This is a genomic window from Streptomyces sp. S063, assembly GCF_002832675.1.
In the GTDB taxonomy this organism is placed as follows: domain Bacteria; phylum Actinomycetota; class Actinomycetes; order Streptomycetales; family Streptomycetaceae; genus Streptomyces; species Streptomyces sindenensis.
In genome coordinates, this window is the sequence record NZ_CP021707.1 from 4,326,464 (window position 1) to 4,351,479 (window position 25,016).

General features: G+C 71.0%; 27 protein-coding genes and 1 pseudogene. 14 read left to right on the top strand and 14 right to left on the bottom strand.

Annotated elements, in window-relative coordinates; translation table 11 throughout:
* Positions 1–17 precede the first annotated feature (17 nt).
* Positions 18–602: a Uma2 family endonuclease gene (locus CCZ36_RS19985; protein WP_069735392.1), complete on the bottom strand. Its 585-nt coding sequence runs from the start codon at positions 600–602 to the stop codon at positions 18–20.
* A gap of 102 nt (positions 603–704) precedes the next feature.
* On the opposite strand from CCZ36_RS19985, the gene thpR reads away from it, so the two are divergent.
* A complete protein-coding gene (thpR, locus tag CCZ36_RS19990; RefSeq protein ID WP_128818265.1) occupies positions 705–1,301 on the top strand; it encodes an RNA 2',3'-cyclic phosphodiesterase in 597 nt (198 codons plus the stop codon).
* A 35-nt stretch (positions 1,302–1,336) separates the two neighbouring features.
* Here thpR and CCZ36_RS19995 read toward each other — a convergent pair whose 3' ends face one another.
* On the bottom strand, positions 1,337–2,404 hold the full coding sequence (locus CCZ36_RS19995) for an EamA family transporter (RefSeq protein ID WP_079149415.1): 1,068 nt from the start codon (positions 2,402–2,404) through the stop codon (positions 1,337–1,339).
* A 103-nt stretch (positions 2,405–2,507) separates the two neighbouring features.
* A complete protein-coding gene (locus CCZ36_RS20000) occupies positions 2,508–2,939 on the bottom strand; it encodes a nitroreductase family protein (RefSeq protein WP_128818266.1) in 432 nt (143 codons plus the stop codon).
* A 76-nt stretch (positions 2,940–3,015) separates the two neighbouring features.
* Between CCZ36_RS20000 and CCZ36_RS20005 the strand changes: the two genes are divergently transcribed.
* Together CCZ36_RS20005 and CCZ36_RS20010 are read left to right on the top strand one after the other, a co-directional pair.
* Positions 3,016–3,525 (top strand): MarR family winged helix-turn-helix transcriptional regulator, encoded by a 510-nt coding sequence (locus tag CCZ36_RS20005; RefSeq protein ID WP_069735390.1) that lies wholly within the window; start codon positions 3,016–3,018, stop codon positions 3,523–3,525.
* Positions 3,526–3,693: 168 nt separating this feature from the next.
* Positions 3,694–4,683 carry an aldo/keto reductase gene (locus CCZ36_RS20010; protein ID WP_069735389.1) on the top strand — a complete coding sequence of 330 codons (990 nt, stop codon included), beginning with the start codon at positions 3,694–3,696 and terminating at the stop codon, positions 4,681–4,683.
* A gap of 74 nt (positions 4,684–4,757) precedes the next feature.
* Here CCZ36_RS20010 and CCZ36_RS20015 read toward each other — a convergent pair whose 3' ends face one another.
* Positions 4,758–5,411 carry a hypothetical protein gene (locus CCZ36_RS20015; RefSeq protein ID WP_128818267.1) on the bottom strand — a complete coding sequence of 218 codons (654 nt, stop codon included), beginning with the start codon at positions 5,409–5,411 and terminating at the stop codon, positions 4,758–4,760.
* Positions 5,412–6,062: 651 nt separating this feature from the next.
* Between CCZ36_RS20015 and CCZ36_RS36705 the strand changes: the two genes are divergently transcribed.
* On the top strand, positions 6,063–7,160 hold the full coding sequence (locus tag CCZ36_RS36705) for an RHS repeat-associated core domain-containing protein (RefSeq protein WP_335755807.1): 1,098 nt from the start codon (positions 6,063–6,065) through the stop codon (positions 7,158–7,160).
* 710 nt (positions 7,161–7,870) lie between these two features.
* Here CCZ36_RS36705 and pip read toward each other — a convergent pair.
* On the bottom strand, positions 7,871–8,848 hold the full coding sequence (gene pip / locus CCZ36_RS20030; protein ID WP_128818269.1) for a prolyl aminopeptidase: 978 nt from the start codon (positions 8,846–8,848) through the stop codon (positions 7,871–7,873).
* A 61-nt stretch (positions 8,849–8,909) separates the two neighbouring features.
* Between pip and CCZ36_RS20035 the strand changes: the two genes are divergently transcribed.
* Positions 8,910–9,395, top strand: a complete 486-nt coding sequence (locus CCZ36_RS20035) for an AraC family ligand binding domain-containing protein (RefSeq protein WP_128818270.1) — start codon at positions 8,910–8,912, stop codon at positions 9,393–9,395.
* 66 nt (positions 9,396–9,461) lie between these two features.
* Here CCZ36_RS20035 and CCZ36_RS20040 read toward each other — a convergent pair whose 3' ends face one another.
* Together CCZ36_RS20040 and CCZ36_RS20045 are read right to left on the bottom strand one after the other, a co-directional pair.
* Positions 9,462–11,471, bottom strand: coding sequence for a serine/threonine-protein kinase (locus tag CCZ36_RS20040; protein WP_128818271.1), 2,010 nt, complete (start codon positions 11,469–11,471; stop codon positions 9,462–9,464).
* 45 nt (positions 11,472–11,516) lie between these two features.
* Positions 11,517–12,323 (bottom strand): SDR family oxidoreductase, encoded by an 807-nt coding sequence (locus tag CCZ36_RS20045; RefSeq protein ID WP_069735600.1) that lies wholly within the window; start codon positions 12,321–12,323, stop codon positions 11,517–11,519.
* Positions 12,324–12,547: 224 nt separating this feature from the next.
* Between CCZ36_RS20045 and CCZ36_RS20050 the strand changes: the two genes are divergently transcribed.
* The 3 genes from CCZ36_RS20050 to CCZ36_RS20060 all read left to right on the top strand — a co-directional run bounded on the left by CCZ36_RS20050 (position 12,548) and on the right by CCZ36_RS20060 (position 14,639).
* A complete protein-coding gene (locus CCZ36_RS20050; RefSeq protein ID WP_069735384.1) occupies positions 12,548–13,309 on the top strand; it encodes an SDR family oxidoreductase in 762 nt (253 codons plus the stop codon).
* Positions 13,310–13,335: 26 nt separating this feature from the next.
* On the top strand, positions 13,336–14,241 hold the full coding sequence (locus CCZ36_RS20055) for a LysR family transcriptional regulator (RefSeq protein ID WP_069735383.1): 906 nt from the start codon (positions 13,336–13,338) through the stop codon (positions 14,239–14,241).
* Between the two features lie 68 nt (positions 14,242–14,309).
* Positions 14,310–14,639: a nuclear transport factor 2 family protein gene (locus CCZ36_RS20060; RefSeq protein WP_069735382.1), complete on the top strand. Its 330-nt coding sequence runs from the start codon at positions 14,310–14,312 to the stop codon at positions 14,637–14,639.
* A gap of 19 nt (positions 14,640–14,658) precedes the next feature.
* Here CCZ36_RS20060 and CCZ36_RS20065 read toward each other — a convergent pair.
* The 3 genes and pseudogenes from CCZ36_RS20065 to CCZ36_RS20075 form a co-directional block, all read right to left on the bottom strand.
* Positions 14,659–16,106 (bottom strand): annotated as a pseudogene (locus CCZ36_RS20065) (helix-turn-helix domain-containing protein).
* Between the two features lie 87 nt (positions 16,107–16,193).
* Positions 16,194–17,000 (bottom strand): SAM-dependent methyltransferase, encoded by an 807-nt coding sequence (locus CCZ36_RS20070; protein ID WP_069740943.1) that lies wholly within the window; start codon positions 16,998–17,000, stop codon positions 16,194–16,196.
* On the bottom strand, positions 16,975–17,844 hold the full coding sequence (locus CCZ36_RS20075; protein WP_069735379.1) for a helix-turn-helix domain-containing protein: 870 nt from the start codon (positions 17,842–17,844) through the stop codon (positions 16,975–16,977). Before CCZ36_RS20075 ends, CCZ36_RS20070 begins: the two co-directional genes overlap by 26 nt.
* A 314-nt stretch (positions 17,845–18,158) precedes the next feature.
* On the opposite strand from CCZ36_RS20075, the gene CCZ36_RS20080 reads away from it, so the two are divergent.
* The 3 genes from CCZ36_RS20080 to CCZ36_RS20090 are packed head-to-tail and all read left to right on the top strand — an operon-like array spanning position 18,159 to position 20,535.
* Positions 18,159–18,596 carry a hypothetical protein gene (locus tag CCZ36_RS20080; RefSeq protein WP_128818272.1) on the top strand — a complete coding sequence of 146 codons (438 nt, stop codon included), beginning with the start codon at positions 18,159–18,161 and terminating at the stop codon, positions 18,594–18,596.
* A gap of 58 nt (positions 18,597–18,654) precedes the next feature.
* Positions 18,655–19,659 carry a DUF2599 domain-containing protein gene (locus tag CCZ36_RS34815; RefSeq protein ID WP_141745956.1) on the top strand — a complete coding sequence of 335 codons (1,005 nt, stop codon included), beginning with the start codon at positions 18,655–18,657 and terminating at the stop codon, positions 19,657–19,659.
* Positions 19,660–19,695: 36 nt separating this feature from the next.
* On the top strand, positions 19,696–20,535 hold the full coding sequence (locus CCZ36_RS20090; RefSeq protein WP_128818273.1) for a class I SAM-dependent methyltransferase: 840 nt from the start codon (positions 19,696–19,698) through the stop codon (positions 20,533–20,535).
* Positions 20,536–20,707: 172 nt separating this feature from the next.
* Here CCZ36_RS20090 and CCZ36_RS20095 read toward each other — a convergent pair whose 3' ends face one another.
* The gene (locus CCZ36_RS20095) at positions 20,708–21,982 is read right to left on the bottom strand and encodes an APC family permease (RefSeq protein WP_079149413.1); all 1,275 of its coding nucleotides are present in this window, start codon (positions 21,980–21,982) and stop codon (positions 20,708–20,710) included.
* Between the two features lie 132 nt (positions 21,983–22,114).
* On the opposite strand from CCZ36_RS20095, the gene CCZ36_RS36430 reads away from it, so the two are divergent.
* Complete coding sequence (locus CCZ36_RS36430; protein ID WP_256094578.1) at positions 22,115–22,246, top strand: hypothetical protein; 132 nt, start codon at positions 22,115–22,117, stop codon at positions 22,244–22,246.
* A 73-nt stretch (positions 22,247–22,319) separates the two neighbouring features.
* Positions 22,320–22,637: a hypothetical protein gene (locus CCZ36_RS20100; protein ID WP_069735374.1), complete on the top strand. Its 318-nt coding sequence runs from the start codon at positions 22,320–22,322 to the stop codon at positions 22,635–22,637.
* 81 nt (positions 22,638–22,718) lie between these two features.
* On the opposite strand, the gene CCZ36_RS20105 is transcribed toward CCZ36_RS20100, so the two are convergent.
* Positions 22,719–23,189 carry a pyridoxamine 5'-phosphate oxidase family protein gene (locus CCZ36_RS20105; RefSeq protein ID WP_069735373.1) on the bottom strand — a complete coding sequence of 157 codons (471 nt, stop codon included), beginning with the start codon at positions 23,187–23,189 and terminating at the stop codon, positions 22,719–22,721.
* 107 nt (positions 23,190–23,296) lie between these two features.
* On the opposite strand from CCZ36_RS20105, the gene CCZ36_RS20110 reads away from it, so the two are divergent.
* A complete protein-coding gene (locus tag CCZ36_RS20110) occupies positions 23,297–23,917 on the top strand; it encodes a hypothetical protein (protein ID WP_128818274.1) in 621 nt (206 codons plus the stop codon).
* A 19-nt stretch (positions 23,918–23,936) separates the two neighbouring features.
* Here CCZ36_RS20110 and CCZ36_RS20115 read toward each other — a convergent pair whose 3' ends face one another.
* Positions 23,937–24,134, bottom strand: coding sequence for a DUF397 domain-containing protein (locus CCZ36_RS20115; RefSeq protein ID WP_128818275.1), 198 nt, complete (start codon positions 24,132–24,134; stop codon positions 23,937–23,939).
* Complete coding sequence (locus tag CCZ36_RS20120) at positions 24,131–24,958, bottom strand: helix-turn-helix domain-containing protein (protein ID WP_128818276.1); 828 nt, start codon at positions 24,956–24,958, stop codon at positions 24,131–24,133. The genes CCZ36_RS20115 and CCZ36_RS20120 overlap by 4 nt, the downstream gene beginning before the upstream one ends.
* Positions 24,959–25,016: the final 58 nt, after the last annotated feature.

Below are 25,016 nucleotides of genomic sequence, written 5' to 3' on the forward strand. Positions count from 1 at the left end.
TGTGCCCGGGCGCGGGGTCAGTCGCGGGGGAAGGCGTCGGTCTTCAGGACCAGGTCCATGGCGGTGTCGGTGAGATCGACGTCGAGGCCGAAGTCGACGACGACCTTCTTGTGGTAGCCGCCGTCCTTCGGCTCCGAGTGGAGGAGGCAGCGACCCACGTACGGGTCGACGATGAGGAACACGGGGACGCCGGCAGCCGCATAGGCGTCCTTCTTGGGCCCGTAGTCGGCCGCGGCCGTGCCCTTGGAGATGACCTCGCCGACGAACTCGATGTGCTCGGGAAGCCAGCGGCCGTGGCTGTTCTTGGCCGCCTTGTCGCAGAGCTTCACGATGTCAGGGGCGAAGCCGTTGCCTTCGCCGAAGTCGATGCGTACGTCCGAGAGGGCCCTCACGTCCATTCCGAACCGGTCCTCCAGAGCACGGACGATCCTGCGGATGATCTCCCAGTGCGTGTCCCGCTGCGGCGACATGTGGACGGTCCCCTCGACGATCTCGACCTTGAATCCCTCGGGGGTGGGCTCAAGCCACTCGAACATCTCGTCCAGAGTGCGCTCGTCGCTGGTGTCGGCCATGTCGATCCTGTCGGTGTCTACGACGGTCATCGTGCCGCTCCTCCCCGCTGCCGCACGGGCGTGCGGGCAGCCGCGTAGGACAACGATAGGCCCGGCGTCCCGGACGCGCCCGGACCTGCCAGACTCGCGCGCATGAGCAGCAGCGATCCCGGTCGTCCGGCCACCGAGCGCCTCTTCGTCGCCGTCCTGCCGCCCGCCGCGGCCGTCGCCGAGCTCCGTGCGGCTCTCGCGCCGCTGCACGCCCTGCCCGGGGCGCCGGAACTGCGCTGGACGGGTCCCGAGGGCTGGCACTTCACGCTGGCGTTCTACGGGGAGGTGCCCGAGGACGTGCGGCCGGAGCTGGAGGCGCGCCTGGAGCGGGCCGCGCGCCGTACCGCGCCCTTCGCGCTCCGGATGCGCGGGGCCGGGCACTTCGGCGGGCGGGCACTGTGGGCCGGGGCGGCGGGCGGGCTCGACACGCTGCGGCTGCTCGCCGAGCGCGCGGATGCCGCCGCCCGGCGGGCCGGGCTCACGACGGAGGAGCACCGCCGTCACACCCCGCATCTCACCCTGGCCCGCAGCCGGCGCGCGGCGGACCTGCGACCCTTCGCCGCGGCGCTGGCGGGGTTCGAGGGGGAGCGCTGGGAGGCCGGGGAGCTCACGCTCGTACGGAGTCACCTGCCGGTGTCCGGGGTGCCGGGGGAGCGGCCGCGCTACTCGGCGGTGCGGGCCTGGCCGCTGGGCGGGTGAGCGCCGCCGTTACGCCGACCGGTGTACGGGGGCGGTCACGTCGGCCCGGTGTGCGGGTGCGGTTGCGGTGACCCGGGCGGGCTGGGCGTCGGTCCGGTGGGCGGTGCCGCTACGCTCGAAGGGTGGACCCGAAGACCAGAAACCGCATCATGGCGGCCGTGCTCGTGCTGATATTCGTCGTCGTCGCCGTGGGGGCCGCCTTCGGCGGCTGAGGCGGTCGGCGTGCGCGGCGTACCGGGCGACGCCCCCGCGCCGCGCTGCGCCAGCACCACCGCACCGATGACACCCACCGCGCCCAGCAACTGGAGCGGTCCCAGCGTCTGCCCCATGAAGAGGTAGCCGAGGACCGTCGCGGCCAGGGGTGAGCCGAACGACAGGAACGATGCGGTGAGCGCCGGCAGCCGTGCTATGCCGTGGAACCACACGACATACGCCAGCAGCGCCCCGATGATGCTCAGGTAGCCGAAGCCGCCGACGTTGCCCCAGGTCAGGCGGTCGGGGAGCGGTTCGCCGAGCAGGGTGACGGGCAGCAGGACGAGGCCGCCGACGGTGAGCTGCCATCCGGTGAACGCCACCGACGAGACCCCTTCGGGGCGCCCCCAGCGCTTCGTCAGCACGATGCCCGAGGCCATGCACACGGCCCCCAGGAGCCCGGCGAGCACGCCGACGCCGTCCAGGGCGGCCTGCGGCCGGAGGACCAGGAGTGCGACCCCGGCGGCGGCGAGCAGGCAGGCGCCGATGTGCGGGAGCCGTATCCGGGCGCCGAGCAAGAGGGCGCCGAGGACCAGCACGATCATCGGCTGGACGGCCATGACGAGGGCCGCCACGCCGCCGGGCAGGTGGTAGGCGGCGAGGAAGAGGAAGTAGAAGAAGGCGCCGATGTTCAGGACGCCCAGCACGGTCGCGCGCAGCCACCAGACGCCCCGGGGCAGAACGCGGGTCACCAGGAGCAGGATCAGCCCGGCCGGCAGGGCGCGCACGGTGGAGGCGAGCAGGGGACGGTCGGGCGGCAGGAACTCCGTGGTGACCAGGTAGGTGGAACCCCAGACGAGGGGCGCGAGGGCGGTGACGAAGGAGATCCGCACCTGGCTCTGTCGGGTCATACCGGTCTCCGTGACGTCGTCGGCGCGGGTGGCGTGAGTGGCGCGAGTGGAGTGAGTGGCGCGGGCGAGGCGCGATGGGCAGGCTCCGGGGGCACGGGGGTCCTCACCGCCCGAAGGTCTCGCTGAAGCAGGTCAGCGCGTGCTCCCGGCGGCCCGGGTGGGCGCGGGCCGTCTCCCAGATGTCGCCCCGGTCCTCCCGGTGGGCGGCCGACTCCGCGACGGACCCGAGCATCACCGGCGCCTCCTGGGGGTGGGGCTGCCCGCCGGTCGCGGCGGTGAGCGCGCGGAGGCCGGCCGGAGCGGCGACGGTGACGACGGACCGCGCCTGGAGGTTGAAGCCGGAGGGCGCCCGGAGGGCGAGGTCGGTCAGCCGCCGGAGGAGACCGGCGGGTATCGGGTCGGGCCGGTAGTGGCGGACGCTGCGGCGGGAGTGGATGACACGGGCGACGGTGTCGAAGTCGCCGGTGTCGAAGTCGCCGTTCGCGGGTCGGGCCGCGATGTCCCCGTAATCATTCGACGTCGAACTATCTCTCATGGAACGGAAAGGTAGGGCGGGAGGTAGGCTGACGTCAAACAGTTCGACGTGGAAGTACCAGGAGTGGGGCCGGGCGATGGACGAGACGGGGACGCGGACGCGGGACGCGGTCGACGACTTCCTGGACCAGTGGGCCGCTCTGCGGTCCGACCTGGACCTGGAGGCCATGGGCGCGGTGGGCCGGCTCCTGCGGCTGACCCGGCTCGTCGACAAGGAGGTCGGTCGGTACTTCGCCGAACACGGCATGGAGCGTTGGGAGTTCGACGTCCTCGCCACCCTCCGCCGCAGCGACCGCCCGCTCACCCCCAAGGAGCTGGCCGCGAGCGTCATGGTCAGCTCGGCCGCGCTGACGAACCGGATCGACCGCCTGACCGCCCGAGGCCTGGTCGTCCGGGAGGCCGTCCCGGACGACCGCCGCAGCCTGCACGTCACGCTCACCGACGCCGGGCGGGCGCTCGTCGACGACACGGTGGAGGGGCATGTGCGCAACGAGCGCAGGATGCTGGCGCGGCTGGACGAGAAGGACTGCGAGGAGCTGAACCGGCTGCTGCGGACGCTGGTGATCACGTTGGAGGGCGACGCCTGAGGCAGACGCCCGACGCCGACGGGTGGTGCCGGACGGTTGGTGCCTACGGGCGGCGCCGGGCGGGGGCATCGACGGGCGGGGCCCGTTACCGCCGGCAGGGGGCGGCGAGGGACACCCGGTCCTCGCGTCCTTGCCTGGAGTGGACTCGAAGGCGTTGGCTTGGGTGCCATGAAGTACACACAGCTCGGACGTACGGGACTCAAGGTCAGTCGGCTCGTTCTCGGAACGATGAACTTCGGCCCGCAGACCAATGAGTCGGACAGTCACGCGATCATGGACTCCGCGCTCGGCGCGGGCCTGAACTTCTTCGACACGGCCAACGTCTACGGCTGGGGCGAGAACAAGGGGCGCACCGAGGAGATCCTCGGCACCTGGTTCGCCCAGGGCGGCGGCCGCCGCGACAAGGTGGTCCTGGCCACCAAGATGTACGGGAACATGGGCGCCGACGGTGAGGCCTGGCCCAACCACGACAAGCTCTCCGCCGTGAACATCCGGCGCGCGGTCGACGCCTCGCTCAAGCGCCTCCAGACCGACCACATCGACCTCTACCAGTTCCACCACGTCGACCGGAACACGCCCTTCGACGAGATCTGGCAGGCGATCGACGTCCTGGTCCAGCAGGGCAAGATCCTCTACGCCGGCTCGTCCAACTTCTCCGGCTACAAGATCGCCCAGGCCAACGAGCAGGCCGCCCGGCGCGGTTCGCTCGGCCTGGTCAGCGAGCAGTGCATCTACAACCTGGTCGAGCGCCGCGCCGAGATGGAGGTCATCCCGGCCGCGCAGGAGTACGGTCTCGGGGTCATCCCCTGGTCGCCGCTGCACGGCGGTCTGCTGGGCGGCGTGATCAAGAAGACGACCGAGGGCGGCCGCCGCGCCTCGGGCCGCGCGGCCGACGCCCTGGCCGACCCCGCTACCAAGGCGCAGCTCCAGGCGTACGAGGACCTGCTCGACAAGCACGGCCTGGAGCCCGGCGAGGCGGCCCTGGCCTGGCTGCTGACCCGCCCCGGCATCACGGGCCCGATCGTCGGCCCGCGCACCGGCGAGCAGTTGGACAGCGCGCTGCGGGCGCTTGAGCTGGAGCTGCCGGAGGCAGTGCTCGCCGGCCTGGACGAGATCTTCCCGGGCCCGGGCCCTTCGCCGGAGGCGTTCGCCTGGTAGGGCAGGGAGCGCACAGGACAAGGGGGCCTCCCGTCACAGCGACGGGAGGCCCCCTTGCGTTGTTGCCCGACGCGTCAGCTGAGAGCCTGGAAGTCCAGCCAGCCCTGGGTCCCGACGGCTACACCGCTGCCGGAGATGTTGGGGTAGAGGTAGAACTTGTCGTCGCCGCCCGTGGCGAAGACGTCCGTCTTGTTGTCCGACCCCGCGTCAGGAACGGCGGTCACCAACGGCCGGTGGCTTCGCGTCCAGCCGGAACCGATGACAGTGGACTGGGGACCACTGCCGAGGCCCTCTCCCGAAGGGCCGGTCCCGGCGTAGAGCCGGAGTTCGCCGTTGGTCCGGTGCCGTGCGAGGAGATCGACGTGGCCGTTGCCGGTGCGGTCGCCCGGCGCGGCCAGGTCGTAGGACGACCAGGATCCGCTGCCGACGAGCACGGGGTCGCGTACGTCGTCGAGATAGAAGGAGGCGGAACCGAAGTACAGCCAGAGGAAGTTGCCTTCCTTGACCAGGAGGTCGGGGTATCCGGCGACCTCTGCGGTGCCGTCGCCGTCGGTGTCCAGGGGGCCGTCCACGTCACCGATGGCGAGGATCTGGTCGGCGTTCTGCCAGTGGTTGTTGGCCTCGTCGAAGACGGCGAGTTCCTGGCGGTCGTACTGGCAGGAGCGGGCGAACGGTGAGGTCCCAATCGGTCCAGTACTCGTAGGACTTGACGTCGTTGACACCGCCATTGCCGAGGATGAATGTCCCGGCGGTGCGAGCCTGCCCGGTGGCGGCCGGCCATCCGTCGGACCCGTCGGGGAACTCCGCAGAACTGATGGTGGGCGGCGAGCTGGGGCGCGTCGGATCGAAGGTGAAGCCACAGGTGCCCGTCGGAACCCAGGGAGAGTTGGCGGCCGAGTCGAGGGTCTGCACCTTCCAGCCGAAGTTGCCGCCCGCCGCTTCCAGATGCGTCTGGAGGGTTGCCTCGGGTACCTTCACCTTCGCGACGGTGCCGGACGTGGCGGACACGATCTGATTGAAGATCTCCGTGCCACCGGCCAGTTGGTTGGCGCGCCAGAGGCGGAACTGAGCGCGGAACGTTCCACCGTCCGCGTCGGAGACCTCCGCGGTCAGGGTGACGTCGGTGTTCCCCCGCGTACGACAAGGCCGGCAATACCATCAAGCGGACGATCGGCACGAAGGCCCAGGACCTTACGTGGGATGCCGAGGGGCACCTGGCGACGCTCACCGAGGGCGGATAGCAGACCAGCTACATCTACGACGCGGACGGCAACCGCATCGTCGCGAAGAACGGCGACGGCTCCAGTACCCTCACCCTCCCGAACGGTGACCAGCTGAACCTCGCGGCGAACGGCGCGAAGACCGCCACCCGGTACTACGTGCACAACGGCGAAACGGTCGCGGTCCGCAACGGCAACGCCATCGCCTACCTGATCAATGACCACCAGGGCACGGCGATGACGGCCATCGCGGTCGGCACACTCGCCCTGACCCGCAGGAAGCAACTGCCCTTCGGCGGGCTGCGTTCCGGGCAGTCGACGGTCTTCGGTAACCGCGGCTTCGTCGGCGGAACAAACGACCCTACGGGCCTCACGCACCTGGGCGCCCGCGAGTACGACCCGGTCCTGGGCCGCTTCCTCTCCGTCGACCCGATCATCGACTTCCGTGATCCGGCCCAGATGAACGCCTACAGCTACGCCCACAACAGCCCGCTCACGAAGTCCGACCCGACGGGCCTGCGCCCGGACGGTCCGGTGGGTGGCAACTCGTACAACGACGAGCGGTGGGCCAGTGACCGGGGAATGACGGCGGGGTACACGAAGAAGAGCTCGAAGTGGGTGTGGAAGCAGACGCCGAAGAAGGACGTCGATTCGGTTCGCTACTACGGAAACTACCGGGCGAGCCCGTCGACCTTCATGATCCCGCGCATTCCCAAGCGAGTCCCCGGGTACAAGGTTTACTATCCGAAGAAGTACCAGAATGGACCGGATGTGGCAGGCGCGGTCAAGCGCGAAGCGGCGAAACTGAAGAAATTGGCGGTCGATTCCGTTTCGACGAAGGGCGAGAAAAGGACACGCGGGGTGTGTGCCGGGTTGTCGGGCGGTGTTGTCGCGCTGGGCAGCGCTGGGGCTTGCTTCATGTGGAGCAAGGATGCCAAGGGTGAACGAAAGTACGGTCTTAGCTTCTCCGCTGGCGTCGGATTGTTCGATGGAGGCCTGGCCGGAGACGGGAGTTACGTGGAAAGCAATGCGGACGACCTCGATCAGCTCGCCGGTTACGGAATAGACAAATCGGTCTCGGCTCATTACTTCGGAGGTGTGACTGCCGCTCACGAGGCCGCGGTCAATACGGATCGTACTGCTGTCCGCAACTTCCGAAACGAGCCGGTGTGGGCGACCAGTTATGGTGGCGGCCCGGGAGTCGGAGCCGGATTGGGAGGCGGATTGAATCACACATGGATGTTCAAGCTGAACTGACGCCTTGAGGGTGTGTCCGTCCGAACGGGCTGAATCGGTCGATGGCGGGCGCCCCAACTCCAGGAGTTGGGGCGCCCGCTGCCTAATGGGTAGATCCTGAGTGGGTGGTTTGTCGTGCTTCTCTTCTTTTCTCTCGTCATGGTTCTGATGGGGTTCTCTCTGAGGAGGAACTGGTGGGGTATGGCGGATCAGATGTCCGGCAGGCATCTGGCTGCGAGTTCGATCGAGCACGAAAGGTCCCGCCGGCTGGGGGCGGTGAGAGTCTTCGGTGGGATTCTCATCGCCTTCGGTGTCTTTATGGCTTTGGCCTTCTTTTATCTCCTGATGCGTGGAGTCTCCTGAATGATGCTCCTTTGTGTCCTCCTGGCCTTCCTGCCCATCGGTGTTCTGGTGCAATACAGCCCGCGAGGATGGGGGAGGGATTTCAGGGAGGCTCTGCGCGGGACGGGGCTCTCTGATTTTTCGATAAGCGCCTTGGCCGCTGGATGGATGGTGGTCGGCGTTGCGTCGCTTGCCGCTCTGCTCGCACGCATCTTTTGAGGATCGCCCGGGGCGGCCCGGTGCAGCTTCGATCCGCCAAGCGCGTTCACAAGGGCACCCCCAGGGCTCGAACTGCCCGGGTCCTTCGCCGGAGGCGTTCGCCTGGTAGGAGCCGCACGCCCCGCGTACGGGCCCGCCCCCGGAGTGCTTCGGCCGGGGGCGGGTTGGCCTCACCGCTTCCCCGCGAACCCGTCCAGCGCCGCCAGCACCGCCCGCCGGGTCTCCGTGCCGCCCATGTGGCCCGCGTTGTCGATGATCGTGAGCGTGGCGTCCGGCCAGGCCCGGTCCAGTTCCCAGGCGGTGATCAGGGGGCCCGCGAGGTCGAAGCGGCCGTGGATCAGGGCGGCCGGGATGCCGGAAAGGCGGTGGGCGCGGGCCAGGAGCCGGCCCTCCTCCAGCCAGGCTCCGTGGGCGAAGTAGTGGGCGCAGATCCGGACGAACGCCAGCTGCTCGCGGTCCGGGCGGCCGCCGTACGGGGCCGGGCCCCCGGTCGCTTCCATCGAGACGACCGCGTCCTCCCAGGCGCACCAGTCCGCCGTCGCCTTCTCCCGTACGGCCGCGTCCTCGCTCTCCAACCGGCGGGCGTACGCCGCGACCAGACCGGCCGGGTCGCTCGTCTCGGGGACGCCCGCGCGGAAGGCGGCCCAGGCCTCGGGGAAGAGTTGTCCCACGCCCCGGTAGAGCCAGTCGATCTCGCTGCGGCGGGTCGTCGTCACCGCCTGGATCACCACCTCCGTGACCCGCTCCGGGTGCTCCTCGGCGTACGCCAGGATCAGGGTCGAGCCCCACGAGCCCCCGTACAGCAGCCACGTGTCGATGTTCAGGTGCTCCCGCAGGCGTTCCATGTCGGCGATCAGGTGGGCCGTCGTGTTGTGCCGCATGTCCGTCGCCGGATCGCTCGCGTGCGGTGTGGAGCGGCCGCAGCCCCGCTGGTCGAAGAGGACCACCCGGTAGCGGTCCGGGTCGAAGTACCGGCGGGAGCCGGGCGAGCAGCCGGACCCGGGGCCGCCGTGGACCACGAGGGCCGGCTTGCCGTCCGGGTTGCCGCACACCTCCCAGTACACGTGGTTGCCGTCCCCGACATCCAGCATCCCGCTCTCGTACGGCTCGATCGGCGGATACCGCGTGTCGTCCCGTGCCCGGTCCATTCCTATGCCCTCCCTGGTAAGCCGGCCGGACAGCCTACGGCAGCGGCGTAGCCTGGATGCCGTGAACGCTGCTCCCCGGGTCCTCGCCGTCATCGACGATCTGCTGTCCGCAGCCGCTCCCGGCGAGCGCGGCGCGCTGTGGCATCTGGCCGAGCCCGGGCGGGAGTTGGATGCCAATCTGGTGCGGCTGCCGTCCGGCGCCGAGGTCGGTGAGCACCAGGAGGACGTGCTCGATGTGCTGCTTGTGGTGCTGGAGGGGGCGGGCCTTCTGAGGGCCGGCGGCCAGGCCCTGGACCTCGCGCCGGGCACCGTTCTCTGGCTGCCCCGCACGTCCCGGCGCGCGCTCGCGGCGGGACCGGACGGGCTCACCTACCTCACCGTCCACCGCCGCCGCCCCGGCCTGGCGATCAAGCCGCCGAGCGGGGCGTACGAGGGCGGCGAGGGGCCCTGCATGCTGGACCGGGTCTGCCCGGAGTGCGGGCGGCTGTCGCAGGACCCCTCGCCGGTGTTCTGCAGCCGGTGCGGGGAGCGGTTCCCGGAGCGGTGAGCCGGAGCGGTGGGCCGGGGGCCTCCAGCACCGCCGCGACCTCGCAGGCCCTGCGGTACCGCGGCCTCAGAAGCCCTCGCACTCCGTCAGTTCCGGCCGTCCCGGCGGGTTCTTGTCGCCCACCAGGCCCGACAGGTTCTCCTTGTACATGTCCTCCCAGACCCGTCCGGCCAGGATCGTCCGCAGCGCCGAGCACACCTCGCCCTTCAGGATCGGCGACTCCGGCCGCATCGCCACGCCGTAGCCCTCCGCACCCCGGATGTTCTCCAGCCGCCGCACCTTGCCCGGGTTGGCCTCGACGTACCCGGCCAGAATGATGTCGTCCGAGGCCACCGCGTACACGTCGGACTTCGGGTCCAACAGCTTGTCCAGGCAGTCCTGATAGGTGTTGGGCTGCGACTTCGCCATGGTGAAGCCCTGTTTCGGCAGCGCCTTCTCGTACGTCGACTCCCGTGCCGTGCACACCTCGACACCCAGGTCCCGCAGATCGCTGGAGTCGTTGATCGTGTACTTGGCCGACTTCTCGCGGACCAGGAAGCCCCGGCTCGCCTCGTAGTACGGGCCCGCGAAGTCGACGCTGTAGCCGTCGGGGCCGGCCGTCTTGCGGTCGTCGGTGATGCTGTAGGAGGCGATGACCAGGTCCACCTGCTTGGTCTTGAGCGCGGTGGACCGGTAGTCCGTGGCGACCGTCGTGAAGGCGACCTCGCCCTTGCCGTACCCCATGCTCTCGGCGATCGCGTAGGCCAGATCGATGTCGTACCCCTGGTACGTACGCGTCTTCCTGTCGAACTTGCTCAGCCCGGGCTGGTCGTCCTTGACGCCGATCTCCAGGGTGGGGTGCGTGTCCTTCCACCGCTCCCGGCTGCCGCTGCCGTCCGAGCCCTCGCCCCGGCCCCGCGCCGATCCCGCACGGTCGTCGGCCCCGCCGCGCTCGCCGCCGCCCTGCGCGACCAGCCAGCCCGCGCCTGCCGGCAGCGCCACGCACACCAGGGCCGCCGCGATCTGCCAACTCCGGTACCGGGCGCGCCGCCCGCTCGCCGCAGGCGTCGGAGGAGCGGGTTCCGGAGACCGAACGGCCGCGCGCAGAACGGGTCTCGGGGGTGTCGGGGGTGGCGAGGGGGCCGGTGTGGAGACCGCCGTGGGCGGATGGGTCGCCGCCGCGACCGCGTTCGGCGAGGCGGGGTCGTCGAGCACCTCGCGGAGCATCGCCTCCGCCGTCGCCGCGTCCAGCCGCTCCCGGGGATCGGTCACCAACAACCCCTGGACGACCGGGGCGAGGGGACCGGCGTACCGGAGGACGGGGTCGGGGTTCTGCCGGATGTTCTCCTGGACCTCCCACACCTCGTGCCCGGCGAACGGCACGCGGCCCTCGACCGCCTCGTACAGCGTGACGCCGAGCGCCCACAGGTCGGAGGCGGGGGTGGGGCCCGGGGAGGCGGGGGCGAAGAGTTCGGGGGCCAGGTAGGAGGGGGTGCCGATGACGCTGCCGGTCCGGGTCACCCGGTCCGCCCCCTCGAAGGTGGCGATACCGAAGTCGACCAGGATCGCGAGGCCGTCGTCCCGGACGAGGACGTTGCCGGGCTTCACGTCGCGGTGGACGACCGATGCCGTGTGGACCGCCCGCAGGCCCTGGAGGACCTGGAGGCCGATGTTCGCGGCACGCGGCACGGCGAGAACCCCGTCGCGGCCCAACAGATCGCCGAGGGACCGTGCTTCGAGCAGCTTCATCACGATCCAGACCTGGTGGTCGGTCTCGACCTGGTCGTGGACCGTCACCACGTTCGGGTGCTCGATCTTGGCGATGGCCTCCGCCTCGCGCCGGGCGCGCTGCATCGCCGCCGCCTGCGTGCCCCCGGTCACGGCGGTCCGGTCGAGGAGCCCCTTGACGGCGACGAACCGGTTCAGACGCCGGTCGTGGGCCTTCCAGACCTCGCCCATCCCGCCGCTGCCGATCCGTTCCAGCAGCTCGTAGCGGCCGTCGATCACGGTCCGGGGGCCGTCGCCGTCCGCCCGGTGGTCGGCGAAGCGCCTGCCCTGCCCGTCGTCCGCTCCGCCGGCCCGGTCTTCGCTGTGCATACAACCCCCTGTGCACTACATGGACCAGGTCAGATTAGACACCTTCTAGGCGGCCGCGCCGCCGTTGCTCTTCAGCAACTGTCCGTTGACCCACTGACCTTCGGGGGAGCAGAGGAAGTCCACCAGATGGGCGGTGTCCCGCGGGGTGCCGAGCCGGCCGAGCGGGGTTGCGCGGACCAGGGACTCGCGCAGGTCGTCGGACATCCATCCGGTGTCGACCGGCCCGGGGTTGACGACGTTCGCCGTCACCCCGAGGTGGGCCAGCTCGTGGGCGGCGGCGAGCGTGATGCGGTCCAGGGCCCCCTTGCTCGCACCGTAGGGGAGGTTGCCCACGGTGTGGTCGCTGGTGAGCGCGACGATCCGGCCGGTGGCGGTGCCCGGTGCGCCGCGGAAGCGGAGACCGTACTCCCGGATCAGCAGCCAACTGGCCCGGGAGTTCACCGCGAAGTGCCGGTCGAACGCCTCCACGGTGGTGTCCAGCAGCCCCGAGTCCACCGACTCCGCGTGCGAGAGGACCAGCGCGGTCACCGGCCCGCCGAGGCGCTGTTCGGCCTCGTCGAAGATGCGGGTCGGCGCGTCGGGGTCGGTGAGGTCCGCCTCGATCGCCGCCGTGCGGGCTCCGGCCTCCGCCAGTTCCTTCGCGATGGACTCGGCGGCTCCGGCCTCGGCGCCCCATTCCATACGGCGGTCGTACGGCGTCCAGTAGGTGAAGGCGACGTCCCAGCCGGAGGCCGCCAGCCGCCGCGCGATGCCCGCGCCGATGCCGATGCTGCGGCCGACGCCGGTGATCAGGGCGATGGGCCGGGACGGGGCGGGAGCGGGGGAGGGGGAAGGGTGCGCGGTGGTCGTCACGCGGTGATCCTTCGTGACCCGCAGGCGTACGTCAATGACGTTTCCGGTCACCCGGACGGGGGTCCGTTCACCCGCGCCGACCTGCTCCGTACCGTCCGTGACCTGCGGCGACCCATCTTCCTGGTGGGGCGACGCGATCTTTCTGTTTCCCCTCGGCACGCCCCGCTCCTAGCGTGGACATCGGAACCACAACGAATGGTGCATTTCGGAGAAAGGAATCCGCTATGAGTGAGCAGCAGCAGTCGCTGAAGGGGAAGACCGCCGTCGTCGCCGGGGGCGCGAAGAATCTCGGGGGCCTGATCAGCCGCTCGCTCGGCGAGGCCGGAGCGAACGTCGTCGTCCACTACCACGGCGAGAACACCGCGGCCGATGCCGAGAAGACGGCGGAGGCCGTACGGGGCACGGGCTCCCAGGCCGTCGTCGTCCGGGAGGACCTGACCCGCGTGGAGGGGGTGCGGAGCCTCTTCGACCAGGCGCTCGACGCCTTCGGCGGGGTGGACGTCGCGGTGAACACCACGGGCATGGTGCTGCGGAAGCCGATCGCCGAGACGACGGAGGAGGAGTACGACCGCATGTTCGCGATCAACTCCAAGGCGGCGTACTTCTTCCTCCAGGAGGCCGGTGCGCGCCTCAACGACGGCGGTCGCATCGTCAGCCTGGTGACGTCCCTGCTCGCCGCGTTCACGGACGGGTACTCCACCTACGCGGGCGCCAAGGCCCCGCTGGAGCACTTCACCCGGGCGGCGGCCAAGGAGTTCGCACCGCGCGGCATCGCGGTGAACAATGTGGCCCCGGGGCCGATGGACACGCCGTTCTTCTACCCGCAGGAGACGCCGGAGCGCGTGGAGTTCCACAAGTCCCAGGCGATGGGCGGCCGGCTGACGGAGATCGAGGACATCGCGCCGCTGGTCACGTTCCTCGTCACCGAAGGCGGCTGGATCACGGGTCAGACGATCTTCGCCAACGGTGGTTACACGGTCCGCTGATCCTTTTCGGGAGTACGGGAGGCCGCGTGAGCCTGGACCTGCGCAAGCTGGAGCATCTCGTCGCCGTCGCCGAGGAGGGCGGGTTCACCCGGGCGGCCGAACGGCTGCACCTGAGCCAGCAGGCGCTGAGCACCTCGATCCGCACCCTGGAGCGGCACGTCGGCGTCCGGCTCCTGGACCGGGGCCACCAGCACGTGACCCCGACCCCGGCCGGCCAGGCCCTCATCGACGACGCCCGGGCGCTCAGCTCCCAGGCGCTCGCCGCCCTGGACCGGGCCCGCCGCATCGGGCGCGGCCGGGCCGGGCACCTACGGATCGGCCACACCCCGGCGGTCACGGCGGAGGAGGTCGTCGAGCTGCTGACCCGGGCGGGCACGGAGGAGCAGGGCATACAGGCCCACGTCCGACAGCTCTTCCCCGACGAACTGCGCGAGCAACTCCTCACGGGCGCCTGCGATCTGGGCCTGAGCCGTGCCATGCCCGCCGACACGGGGCTGACCCGGGCCCGGATCGGCGAACACCGCCTGCGGGTCGCCGTCCCCGCCGGGGACCCGCTCGCCGCCCGGCCCGCCGTGGCCCTGGCCGACCTGCGCGGCCGGCCGCTCACGGTGTGGGGCGAGGCGGGCTCGTCCGCGTACACGGACCTCCTGATCGGCCTGTGCCGTCGGGCGGGCGTCGAACCGGACGTCCGGCGCAACCCGGTCCAGGGCACGCCGCCCGTCACCGCCGTCACCGCGACCGGCCGCATCGCCTTCGTCACGACGCCCCCGGGCCCGGCGGCGGGCGGCGCGGCGTACGTCGTCGACCTGGACCCGCCCGTCCACGTCCCGGTCCACGCGCTGTGGCCCGCGCACACGACGTGCCCGGGGCGGGACGTCTTCCTGAGCCGGACCGCCGAGGGGCGGCAGGTGAGGGACGACATGCGGGGGTGAACCCGCCGACAGAGACTCGGTGGGTGGAAGACGAAGACTCGGTGGGACGAAGAAAGAGGAGGAGCACGATGACCACATCGATCAGCGACCCGGTGGTGGAGAAGTTCATCGCCGCGGTGAACGCGGGCGACAAGGACGCCTTCTTCGCCGACGTCCTCACCGAGGACGCCACCATGTCCGACGACGGCAGCGAACGGGACCTGGCCGCCTGGACGGAGAAGGAGATCTTCTCGCCGCAGGCCAACGGCCGTATGAAGGTCGTGGACGCATCCGACGACGGCCGCGTCCTCGTCGTCGACTACACGAACGACGCCTGGGGCACGATGCGGACCCGCTGGGTCTTCACGGTCACCGGCGACCGCGTCAGCCGCTTCGAGACGGGCCAGGCGCCGTCCTAGCCAGGCCTTTCGCCGCCGGTCACAGCCGGCGGTAGGTGCGGCCGCCGCGCCGGGGGAGGGACGCCGGGTCGTCGGGGCCGGTCCGGGTGGCCCGCAGCGCGAGGTGGACCTCGGCGCGCACGGCGGCGTCGCCGAGGTTCTGGGCGAGGTGCTCGGCGCACTGGGTGAGCCAGTTGGACAGGGTGGTGCGGTGGACGTGCAGTTCGGCCGCCGCCGGGGCCGTCCTGGCGTGATGGTCCAGCCAGCAGGCCAGCGCGATCCGCAGATGCGGCTCCAGGCCGCCGACCAGTCCGCGGGCCCAGGCCCGGACCGCATCGGTGTCCAGGAGGCCGGCGGGCAGCGTCTCCAGCCGGGCGGTGCCGCCGTCCCCGTGGTCGCCCTCGTCGGGGTCGGCGGAGGCGGGCGCGCGGAGGACGAGCAGCAGATGCGCCTGCACGGTGGCGTCCTCCAGGTCCGCGCGGAGCAGCCGGGACAGCTCGCGTATCCGGGCCCGTACCGTACCGGCGGACAGACCGAGCGCGGCGGCGGCGCGGGGCTTGGAGCCGGTGCGGAGCCACACGAGGAGCAGATGCCGGTGGGCCGGGGTCAGCGGGCGCAGTACGGACCCCGCCCAGCGGACGTACGGGGCGGTCGGCAGCAGCGGCACGAGCCGGGAGGTGCCGACGGCGTCGGCGGGGACGATCCGGCGGTCGGGGGTGGCGCTGTGCCGGGCGGCGGCGGCGTCGCTGTGGGCGGTGGGCATCTCGGCCAGGGGCAGTGGCCCGGCCATGCCCGCGAGCAGATGGTGGCGCTCGCTCACCCGGGAGACCAGGCGCAGGACCCGCCCGTCGTCGCCGCCGCGGTGGAGCTCGGCGACGACGAGTTCGCCGTCCAGCCGGCCCAGCAGGGTGCAGGCGTCGGCGTGCGGGGCGAGGGAGGGGCGTACGGCCCGCCACAGGACCTGGTGGGCGGTGGGGACGTCGGCGCCGGTGAGCCGGTAGACCGTGACGTGGGTGAGCCGGCTTCCGCCCAGCGTCTCGGCGACGGCGGTGGTGTGGCCGGCCAGCAGCAGCCGGACGAGGGTGGTGTGCAGCCGCATCTGCTCGCCCCGCAGCTCCGCCGCCCGCTGCCCGCGCACCTCCAGGAGGGCCGCGGTGGACGTGGCGACGCGGGCGGCCTGCTCCGGGGGACGGCGGGGCCGGGGGCCAGGACGAGGACGGCTCCGGCCGCCGGGCGGTGAAGGCAGTGCGGGTGGTCCCGCGGATCGGCGGCGGCGTGCACCCCGTCGGCGGCCGCGGCGGCGGGGGTGCTGTAGACGGCCCCGGCGATCGGGTCGGCCAGCACCGCCCACCCCTGGACGAGCAGCGCGGCCTCCGCGATCAGATGCGCACCGGACCGGGTCGCAGCCCGCAGCAGCCGGTCCGTCGTCTCCCGCGCGTGCCGGGCGCCGCCCGGGCCCTCGTGGCCGGTCGTACCTGTGGTGCTCATGGGCGAGAGCCTCTGCGGGCCGTGCGCGCCGCGTACGGGGGAGTCCCGTACGCGACACGGCAGTCGGAGGTGGGATCGGGACGCGGATCAGGGAATGCGGGCGACCGCGCCCCAGCCGGCCCGGGCCGTGGTGGTGCCGGTGTTGGCGTCGGGCCGCCAGTTCGGCCAGGACACCATCCCCGGCTCCACCATCTCCAGCCCGTCGAAGAACGCGATCGTGGTCTCCGGCTCCCGGAAGATGTACGGGATCGCACCGCTGGCGTTGTACTCGTCCTGGACGGCCCGGTGGGCCTCGTCGGAGGCGGTGGAGTGGCTCAGCGAGAGGTAGCTGCCCGAGGGCAGGCGCTCCACCAGGCGTCGTACCAGTGACAGGGCGTCGTCCCAGTCCACGATGTGCCCCAGGACGTCACTGATCACGAGGGCGACGGGCTGCGTCAGATCGAGGGTCTTGGCCGCGCCCGTGAGGACGGTCTCGGTGTCGCGCATGTCCGCCTCGACATAGGCGGTCGCACCCTCGGGGGCGCTGGTCAGCAGCGCGTGGACGTGCAGGAGCACCAGGGGGTCGTGGTCGACGTAGACGATCCGGGACTCCGGGGCTATCCGCTGGGCGACCTCGTGCGTGTTGTTCGCGGTCGGCAGCCCCGCCCCGACGTCGAGGAACTGCCGGATCCCGGCGTCCCGGGCGAGATAGGTGACGGTCCGGCGCAGGAAGTCCCGGGACTCCTTCGCGAACGTCTCGATCAGCGGGTACTTGCCCCGGTAGGCGTCGCCCGCCGCCCGGTCCGCCGGGAAGTTGTCCTTGCCGCCGAGCCAGTAGTTCCAGACACGTGCGGAGTGCGCGACGCTCGTGTCGATCTGCGCGGGCAGTTCAGGCCCATTTCCGGTCGTACTCATCCTGTAGTACCTCTCTGGTTCGGGCCGGCCGTATCGCCATCACGCACGACACGTCCAGCATTCCCTGATACGTCTGCACGGGGTGGGGGCTGTCCCACACCTCCGCCGTGCCGGGCAGCCCGCCCTCCCGCACCACATGGTCCGCGATCTCCCGGATCTCCACCCGGTAGAGGGAGAGCGCCGGAACACCGGTGAGCGGGTGCGGCGGTGCGTACTCGGGGTGCAGCTGCATCGTCACATCCCCGCGTTCGGCTGTCTGTTGAAGCATCTCGATCTGTTCGCGCATCACCTGGTCGTCGCCCACCTGGCAGCGCAGCGCGGTGACGGGCAGGACGGCCCAGAGGCGGGTCTGCTGCTCCTGGAGCCGCTTCTGACGCTCCGCCAGGAAGTCTGCACGCCTGCGCCGTTCTGCCGCGTCACGCTCCGGGAACATGACCTCGTCCACGGCCATCGCGTACGCCGGGGTGCGCAGCAGCAGCGGGACCAGTGCCGGATGCCAGGTGCGGACGACACTGGCGGCGGACTCCACGCTCATCAGGTCCATCAGCCAGGGGGCCATGGCGTCCCGCCAGGGATGCCACCAGCCGGGCATGTTGGCGGCGTTCAGCCGCCCCATGATGTCGTCGGTCTCCGCCGCCCCGGCTCCGTACAGGTCGAGCAGCGCGGACACCTGCCCGACGTCGAGGGAGGTCTGCGCCTGTTCCAGCCGTCGCAGCGTCGAGGGATGCCAGCCCAACCGCGTCGCCGCCTGCGGTACGGACAGGCCGACGCCTTCCCGCAGGTGTCGCAGGCGGGCCACCAGGACCAGGTGCCGTGCCGTACGGCCCGACCGTTCGCGTGCCACGGTTCCCCCTTCCCGCTCCGGTCCCGCTCCGGCTCGATCTGTCCGACATTCCGCGCAGGCTGAGCACAGTGCACACAGCGCACCTTGCGACGCTCGTACGGCGCTCCCAAGGTAAGCATGTCCGACTCCATCACACGCCAACTCGGTACGACCCGCCTGATCTTGCCCCGAGCCCCGCAGCAACTGCCTATCTGCTTCCTCCTTTCTCCGTCCTCCTCCTCTCCTTCCGCCCCAGCTTCTCCGCCTTTCCGCCCCGCCCGTTCTGCCGTTCCGTGCACCGTCGTTCCGGCGGCCCGTTCTCTGGAGCCCACCGCATGAACCATCCGACCGGCCTGACCGACCCGACGCCGCTGGACCACCTGGCGGACGTGACGCCTCTGATCCACCCGAAACTGCGGTCGGTCGTCGCGGCTCCCCGGCCCGCCCGGCCCCGCCCGCTCGACCTGCGCGTCCGCGCCCAGCGGATCCAGATCGACGAACTCGTCGTCGACGATCCCCACCAGGTGCTCGCCCACGCCCGGCAGGCAGCCCTCGACGACCCCGAGACGGCCGAGCGGTTGGGGTACGGCGCGACGGACACGCTGCCGCTCCCGGACGCGGCCGCGCTGCTGTGCGCCCTGTACGACACCGAGACGCTCACGACGATGGGCCTGCGCCTCACCCGCCACACCACCCGCGTCTCCGCCTCCAACCAGCAGACGGAACCGGTCTCCTTGGTGCGGTCGACCGCCCCGGACGGCCAGGAGGACTGATCCCCTCGGTCGGTGGGCAGCGTGTGGGAGGCTCATGACCGCTTCGGAGGGAATCACGGTGGGAAGACGAGCACGGGCGGCACTACTGGTCGCAGCGGGCATGGTGGCCGCGCTGTTCACGGGAGCGTCCCCCGCGGCGGCGGACGAGACGATCTGCGGCCATGTCGTACGCGGCGCGATTCTGGCCAAGTACAAGGAGACCGGCGGCCTGGAGAGGTCTCCCCTGGGCTGCCCCACGACACCGGAGCTGACGACGCCCGACGGTCAGGGGGCGTACACACACTTCCAGGGCGGCTCGATCTACTGGTCGGCCTGGACGGGCGCGCATCCGGTGTGGGGCGAGATCCGCGACAGCTGGGCGGGCCAGGGCTGGGAGCGGGGCAAGCTCGGGTATCCGGTCGGCGACGAGCTGAGGAACCCGGACGGGGCGGGCGTACGGCAGCAGTTCGAGGGCGGGACGTACTACTGGCACCCCACCAAGTCGAACGGGGCGCACGCGGTGGGCGGCCGGATCGGTGAGCTGTGGGGGCAGTGGGGGCATGAAGGCGGGAAATTCGGCTACCCGGTGACGGACGAGTACGCGGCGGTGAAGGTCGGCGGCAATCTCCCCGAGAACACCGGGGTACGTCAGCGCTTCGAGAACGACCGGTATCTGCTGTGGAGCCCCGGCCAGGCCAGCTCCTTCGAGACCTGCCACAGCGAATGCGTCGGCTACCTCGGCATCACCAACGAACCGTGGGTCAAGCAGACCGAGGTCTTCACGAACCTGGCCAACGGCAAACGCTCCGTTCACGTCACTCCGACCGAGGCCGGTTTCGAGGACGCGGACGACGACCTGCAGGAGAACTGGCGACAGGTGTGGGCCAACACGCCCTTCCTCCGCAACGCCACCCAGACCGAGGTCAACTCCCTCTCCAAGCAGCTCCTCTGCCACGCGGCGTTCGCCTTCCCCAAGCCCGGTGGCGGACGCTTCGGCGGTCCGACCTGGGACCTGGAGGCCTGGCGCTCGGACATTCCCTGGGACGCCGGGGAGGCCTTGCGGACCCAGTGCAACTGGGACTGACCGCACTGCCCGCCCCATGGTCCTGGTCTGCTGCCCATGCCTGACAGCACCGCGCCTGCGCCACGCGACGACAGTCCCGCAGAAGCCCGGCGGGTGCTTCTGAGCCGTACGTTCGACGACGACGCGGACGTGTACGACCGGGCCAGGCCCGGATATCCGCCGGAGCTGTACGACGACTTGGCGGACCTGGCGGGTGCGGTCCCCGGCAGCCGTGTCCTCGAGATCGGCTGCGGCACCGGCCAGGCCACGGTGCCGCTCGCCGGGCGGGGCTGTCGGATCACGGCGGTGGAGGCGGGCCCGCGCATGGCCGCGATCGCTCGCCGGAACCTTGCCGAGTCCCCGGCGGCGCAGGTGGTGACGGCGGAGTTCGAGAGCTGGCCGCTGCCCGCGGAGCCGTTCGACGTGGTGCTCGCGGCGACCGCGTTCCACTGGATCGACCCGGCGGAACGCGTGCCCCGGGCCGCCGACGCGCTGCGTCCCGGCGGGGCGCTCGCCGTGGTGCGCAGCCAGCATGTGATGGGCGGTACCGAGGAGTTCTTCGTCGAGGTCCAGCGCTGCTACGAACGCTTCGACCCGGCGACGCCGCCCGGGCTGCGGCCTCCGGCGGCCGGCGAGGTCGACAACGCCGACCACGCGGAGGAGGTGGCGCGGAGCGGGCGGTTCGGCCGCACGGTCTTCCGCCGCTACGAGCGGGACCTGACGTACACCACGGCGGAGTACCTGGACGTGCTGCGCACCTACTCCGGCCACCGGGCACTCCCGGAAGCCGCCAGGAACGGGCTGCTGGCGTGCGTCGCGGGCCTGATCGACGGGCGCCACAGCGGCCGGGTGACCAAGCGGTACCTCATCGAGCTGGGGGTGTCGCACAGGCGGTGAGCCGGACTGGCGGACTGTACGGGGGCGGGCGCGGGCCGCACGGCAGACTGGGGCGGCATGGACGGTCCCAGCACACCCAGCAGAGCCGCCGGCACCGCCGTGACGCCTACGCCCGCCCGCGCGGCCATCGGGCAGGCGGTCTGACCATCGCTCCGTGCCGGGGAGCAGCCGTCTACCGGGACGCTGCCCGGCGGATGCCGTACGCGGCTGCGCCGACGAGGAGGACGGCCGTTCCGGTGAGCACGGAGGGCAGCGGCAGGGCGAAGGCCAGGACGAGGCAGCCGGCCAGGCCGACGACGGGGATGATCCGGGCCGGGCGGCCTTCGGCCGGGGTCAGGGTCCAGGCGGAGGCGTTGGCGATGGCGTAGTAGGCCAGGACGCCGAAGGAGGAGAACCCGATCGCTCCGCGTACGTCGGTGGTCGCGGCGGCCACGGCGACGACGGCGCCGACGAGGAGTTCGGCCCGGTGGGGGACCTGGAAGCGCGGGTGGACGGCGGCCAGGGCGTGGGGGAGGTGGCGGTCGCGGGCCATGGCCAGGGTGGTGCGGGAGACACCGAGGATGAGGGCGAGCAGGGAGCCGAGGGCCGCGACGGCCGCGCCGACGCGTACGACGGGAACCAGCCAGCCCGCGTCGGCCGCCCGCGCGGCCTCCGTGAGCGGGGCCGAGGCGGAGGCGAGTCCACCGGGGCCGAGGACGAGGAGGACGGAGACGGCGACGAGGGCGTAGACGACGAGGGTGATGCCGAGAGCGATCGGGATGGCACGCGGAATGGTGCGGGCCGGGTCGCGGGCCTCCTCGCCGAGGGTCGCGATACGGGCGTAACCGGCGAACGCGAAGAACAGCAGCCCGGCTGCCTGGAGCACACCGGCGGCCGTGGCATCCGTGCCGATCTCCAGACGGGCCGCGTCCACCCCGTCGGACGTGAGGGAGGCGGTCGCGACGGCGGCGAGCACCGCCAGGACGACCGCGACGATGACGCGGGTGACCAGGACGGACTTCTGGATGCCCGCGTAGTTCACGGCGGTCAGGGCCACCACGGCGGCCACCGCGATCGCGTGCGCCTGGCCCGGCCAGACGTAGGAGCCGACGGTCAACGCCATCGCCGCGCAGGAGGCGGTCTTGCCCACGACGAACGCCCACCCGGCCAGGTACCCCCAGAACGCGCCGAGCCGCTCCCGCCCGTAGACGTAGGTGCCGCCCGACGCCGGGTAGAGGGCGGCGAGCCGGGCGGAGGAGGTGGCGTTGCAGTACGCCACGACGGCGGCCAGCGCGAGGCCGAGCAGCAGGCCGGACCCGGCGGCGCGGGCGGCGGGGGCCAGCGAGGCGAAGATGCCGGCGCCGATCATCGACCCCAGGCCGATCATCACCGCGTCCGGCACACCGATGTGCCGCCGGAGTTCGCCCGGGGCTGCGGCTGCGGGTGTGCGCGGGGGCTTGCTGCTCACGCCTTGTCTCCTTGCGAACATGTTCTGCGGTCCGCCGCACGATAGGCGATCGAGGTGAAGCCCTCACCGAGAAGGTGGTGGGACAGGAGGGGCATCGGGGGGCGTGAAGCTGCGCGGCGGCAGCAAGCACGCATGCTCCCGGGGCTGATGGTCGTGGGTCCCACCTGCTCGGCGAGCTATGAGGCGCGGCCCGCAGACACCAACGTCCTCTCCGACTTCTGGTTCGCCGAGTCCCCGGTACCGGGCCCCACCCCCTCGCCCTGACTCCAGCGTTAGGCGAACGTGGCTGAGGGACGGATGCGGAAGTGTCGGTCGCACGGGTTGCTAGGGTCCACGCATGACGCGCCTCAAGATCGAGATATCCGTTCCCGAGAGTCATGCGGAGGCTGTAATCGAGGCTCTCCACACGGCCGGTGCAGGACGGGTTGGCGATTACGCACGGTGTTCCAGCATCTGGAAGGTGACTGGAAACTGGCAGGCTCTGCCTGGTGCGCAGCCGTACGACGGTGAGGTGGGCGTCGTTCAGCACAGCGAAGAGTGCCGGATCGAATCTGTGTGTGACGCGGATCAGGCAGGCGTCGTCCGGCAGGCTGTCCGTGACGCCCATCCCTACGAGCAAGCGGTCATCCACTTCCTGCCGCTGTACGAGCCGTAAGCAACTCCGGTGGTGTGCTGATCGCAGCCATTCGAGGCGGTTGACCCCGCACTCGACCGCGTGCCGCTGCTTGCAGTCGCCCTAGACCAGCCACTTCCCGTCGCGCATCAGCGTACGGCCGGTCATTTCGGGAACGGTCCCCCACGCCTGCAGCACCTGCGGGGTGACCCGGAAGAAGACGTACGAGGGATGGTCCTTGCGAGGATCCCAACCGTCCTTGGCGGCGAACGCGTCGCCGACCTCGGCCGGAAGCTCCTCGCGGGTCAGCATGCGCGCTGTGCCGTGGACCAGGACCACGTCCCGGGTGTGGCCGAAGCTGAGCCGGGCCCGGCCCGAGGAACACAGGTTGCGTCCCGTCGGGTTGGTGTCACGGGTGGCCAGCCACACCGCCTCGCCGTCCCACCAGAAGGCCAGCGGAACGAGGCACGGCTCGCCGGTGGCGTCGGCCGTGGCGACCCATACGTCGTTGTCCCGCACGAGCCGTTCGAGCGCCTCACGCTTGCGCTGCTCCGGGCTGCGGGGACCGTTGGGAGGAGAGTCAACTGCCGTCATGCGGCGAGGCTATTGCGCTCCGGGTCTTTACCGCATCGGGCGGCAGACCTACGCCTCCGCCTGGCCGGCCGGCAAATTCGGTTGACGGCGGCGGGAGAATTCCTGGCATGGGCACGGATATCAGCGGCTTCATCGAGTACCGGGCGCCGGGGGACGATCAGCAGCCGATCTGGTTCGGCGCGCACGACCTCAGCTCTCTCAACGACGACGTTCGCAACTACGACGCGTTCGGCTGTCTTTTCGGGGTGCGCAACTACGCGAACTTCCGCCCCCTGGCCCCAGGCAGGGGATTTCCGGCCGATACCTCGGTCGCGCTGAGCGCTCGGTTCGCGCAGCTGACCGAGTGGTACGGCGAAGACGGCTTTCACGGCACCACCTGGATCACGTGGGCCGAGGTGAAAGTTGTCGACTGGGACGAGCCCGCGGAGAAGCCGGACAGCCGCCTTCACGAGTACCGGCAGACGCCGAGCGGGCTCAGGATGACCGGGAAGGCCTCCTGGAGCGCACAGTTCGCCGAGGCTGTCGGACTGGAGCGGGGCGATGTCCGGGAGTGGCCCGAAGGCGCCGAGTGGCTCATCGGGGACACGCTCTACAGGGCGGTCACCATCCGCCGCAGGGATGCCGTCACCGAGACCGGGGAGTGGCGACCTGTCTGGGAAGCCATGAAGGGCCTCGCGGAACAGCACGGTGACGACAACGTGCGGCTGGTGGTGTGGTTCGACGACTGATGCGGTCCGGGAGGGTCGGTCAGTCCCTCGCCCGCTGGGCGTCGGCGGTGAAGTCCACGAAGGACGTCCAGGTGGCGGGGGAGACGGCGAGCGCGGGGACGGTGAGGTCCTTGGAGTCGCGGACGTGGACGGTGTGGGGGCAGGTGGCTACCTCGACGCAGTCGCCGCCCTGGCTGCCGCTGTAGCTGGACTTGAACCAGTGGAGGTCGGTACTCATAGTTCCTCTGCCATCTTCTCGATCTTCTCCAGCGTCCTCTCCGGAGTGTATGCCTGGGCTCGGGTGACGCCATACTGACCGAACAGGTCCCCCAGCTCCGGTTGTTCCGTGACGAAGAAGCTGCCGCCCTGGCCCTCGATATAGGCGAGCTGCTGGCGCTTGTCGGTCTCCAGGAGGACGAACGGGCCGTCCAGCGCCGCGTGGTCTTCCCGGTCCGGGGCCATCAGCTGGATGCGCACGTGCCGCAGCCGCGCCACCTCTGCGAGGTGGTGGAGCTGGGCCTTCATCACGCGACGGCCGCCGATCGGCCGGGTCAGCACGATCATCTCCAGGACGAAGCTGATGTCGGCGAGCGGCCTGCGGGACAGCAGCTTCTGCCGTTCGAGCCGCGCGGCGACCTTCGCCTCGATCTCGTCGTCGTCATAGGTCGGGTAGTGGCTCGCAAAGACCGCCTGTGCGTACGCCTCCGTCTGGAGCAGCCCGGGAATGACCTGGTTCTCGTACGAGTGCCTCGCCCACGCCTTCTCCTCCTCTTCCGCGAACGGCGTGAACCAGCCCGGCAGCGGGTTGCGCCGCTCCGTCTGCTTCGGCGGCTTCGGTGCGGCGACCAACAGTGCACCTTGTGCACCCAGCACCTCGTCCGCCCGCTGCACGAAGACGTCCGTCGGCGGTCGGGCACCCCGTTCCACCATCGCCACTTGGGACTTGGAGTAGCCAATCCGCTTGCCCAACTGATCCTGGGACAGCCCGGCCAGCACCCGGAAGTGCCGCAGCAGCAGGCCGAACATCTCGGCGGTGCTTTCCGGCTGTTCACTGGAGTGCACGGGCTCACCTCGTATGTACACCACTGTTCACAAAGTGCTTGTGACCCTGGTCACCGTA

Excerpts from the sequence above, each read along its gene's own strand:
- CCZ36_RS20100 (WP_069735374.1), top strand. The coding sequence starts at position 22,320 with ATGACGCGCCTCAAGATCGAGATATCCGTTCCCGAGAGTCATGCGGAG.
- CCZ36_RS20080 (WP_128818272.1), top strand. The coding sequence starts at position 18,159 with ATGAACCATCCGACCGGCCTGACCGACCCGACGCCGCTGGACCACCTG.
- CCZ36_RS20005 (WP_069735390.1), top strand. The coding sequence starts at position 3,016 with ATGGACGAGACGGGGACGCGGACGCGGGACGCGGTCGACGACTTCCTG.
- CCZ36_RS19995 (WP_079149415.1), bottom strand. The coding sequence starts at position 2,404 with ATGACCCGACAGAGCCAGGTGCGGATCTCCTTCGTCACCGCCCTCGCG.
- CCZ36_RS20070 (WP_069740943.1), bottom strand. The coding sequence starts at position 17,000 with ATGAGTACGACCGGAAATGGGCCTGAACTGCCCGCGCAGATCGACACG.
- CCZ36_RS36430 (WP_256094578.1), top strand. The coding sequence starts at position 22,115 with ATGCTCCCGGGGCTGATGGTCGTGGGTCCCACCTGCTCGGCGAGCTAT.
- CCZ36_RS20000 (WP_128818266.1), bottom strand. The coding sequence starts at position 2,939 with ATGAGAGATAGTTCGACGTCGAATGATTACGGGGACATCGCGGCCCGA.
- CCZ36_RS20010 (WP_069735389.1), top strand. The coding sequence starts at position 3,694 with ATGAAGTACACACAGCTCGGACGTACGGGACTCAAGGTCAGTCGGCTC.
- thpR (WP_128818265.1), top strand. The coding sequence starts at position 705 with ATGAGCAGCAGCGATCCCGGTCGTCCGGCCACCGAGCGCCTCTTCGTC.
- CCZ36_RS20110 (WP_128818274.1), top strand. The coding sequence starts at position 23,297 with ATGGGCACGGATATCAGCGGCTTCATCGAGTACCGGGCGCCGGGGGAC.
- pip (WP_128818269.1), bottom strand. The coding sequence starts at position 8,848 with ATGGACCGGGCACGGGACGACACGCGGTATCCGCCGATCGAGCCGTAC.
- CCZ36_RS20015 (WP_128818267.1), bottom strand. The coding sequence starts at position 5,411 with ATGGCGGTGTCAACGACGTCAAGTCCTACGAGTACTGGACCGATTGGG.
- CCZ36_RS19985 (WP_069735392.1), bottom strand. The coding sequence starts at position 602 with ATGACCGTCGTAGACACCGACAGGATCGACATGGCCGACACCAGCGAC.
- CCZ36_RS20105 (WP_069735373.1), bottom strand. The coding sequence starts at position 23,189 with ATGACGGCAGTTGACTCTCCTCCCAACGGTCCCCGCAGCCCGGAGCAG.
- CCZ36_RS20115 (WP_128818275.1), bottom strand. The coding sequence starts at position 24,134 with ATGAGTACCGACCTCCACTGGTTCAAGTCCAGCTACAGCGGCAGCCAG.
- CCZ36_RS20040 (WP_128818271.1), bottom strand. The coding sequence starts at position 11,471 with ATGCACAGCGAAGACCGGGCCGGCGGAGCGGACGACGGGCAGGGCAGG.
- CCZ36_RS20060 (WP_069735382.1), top strand. The coding sequence starts at position 14,310 with ATGACCACATCGATCAGCGACCCGGTGGTGGAGAAGTTCATCGCCGCG.
- CCZ36_RS20090 (WP_128818273.1), top strand. The coding sequence starts at position 19,696 with ATGCCTGACAGCACCGCGCCTGCGCCACGCGACGACAGTCCCGCAGAA.
- CCZ36_RS20050 (WP_069735384.1), top strand. The coding sequence starts at position 12,548 with ATGAGTGAGCAGCAGCAGTCGCTGAAGGGGAAGACCGCCGTCGTCGCC.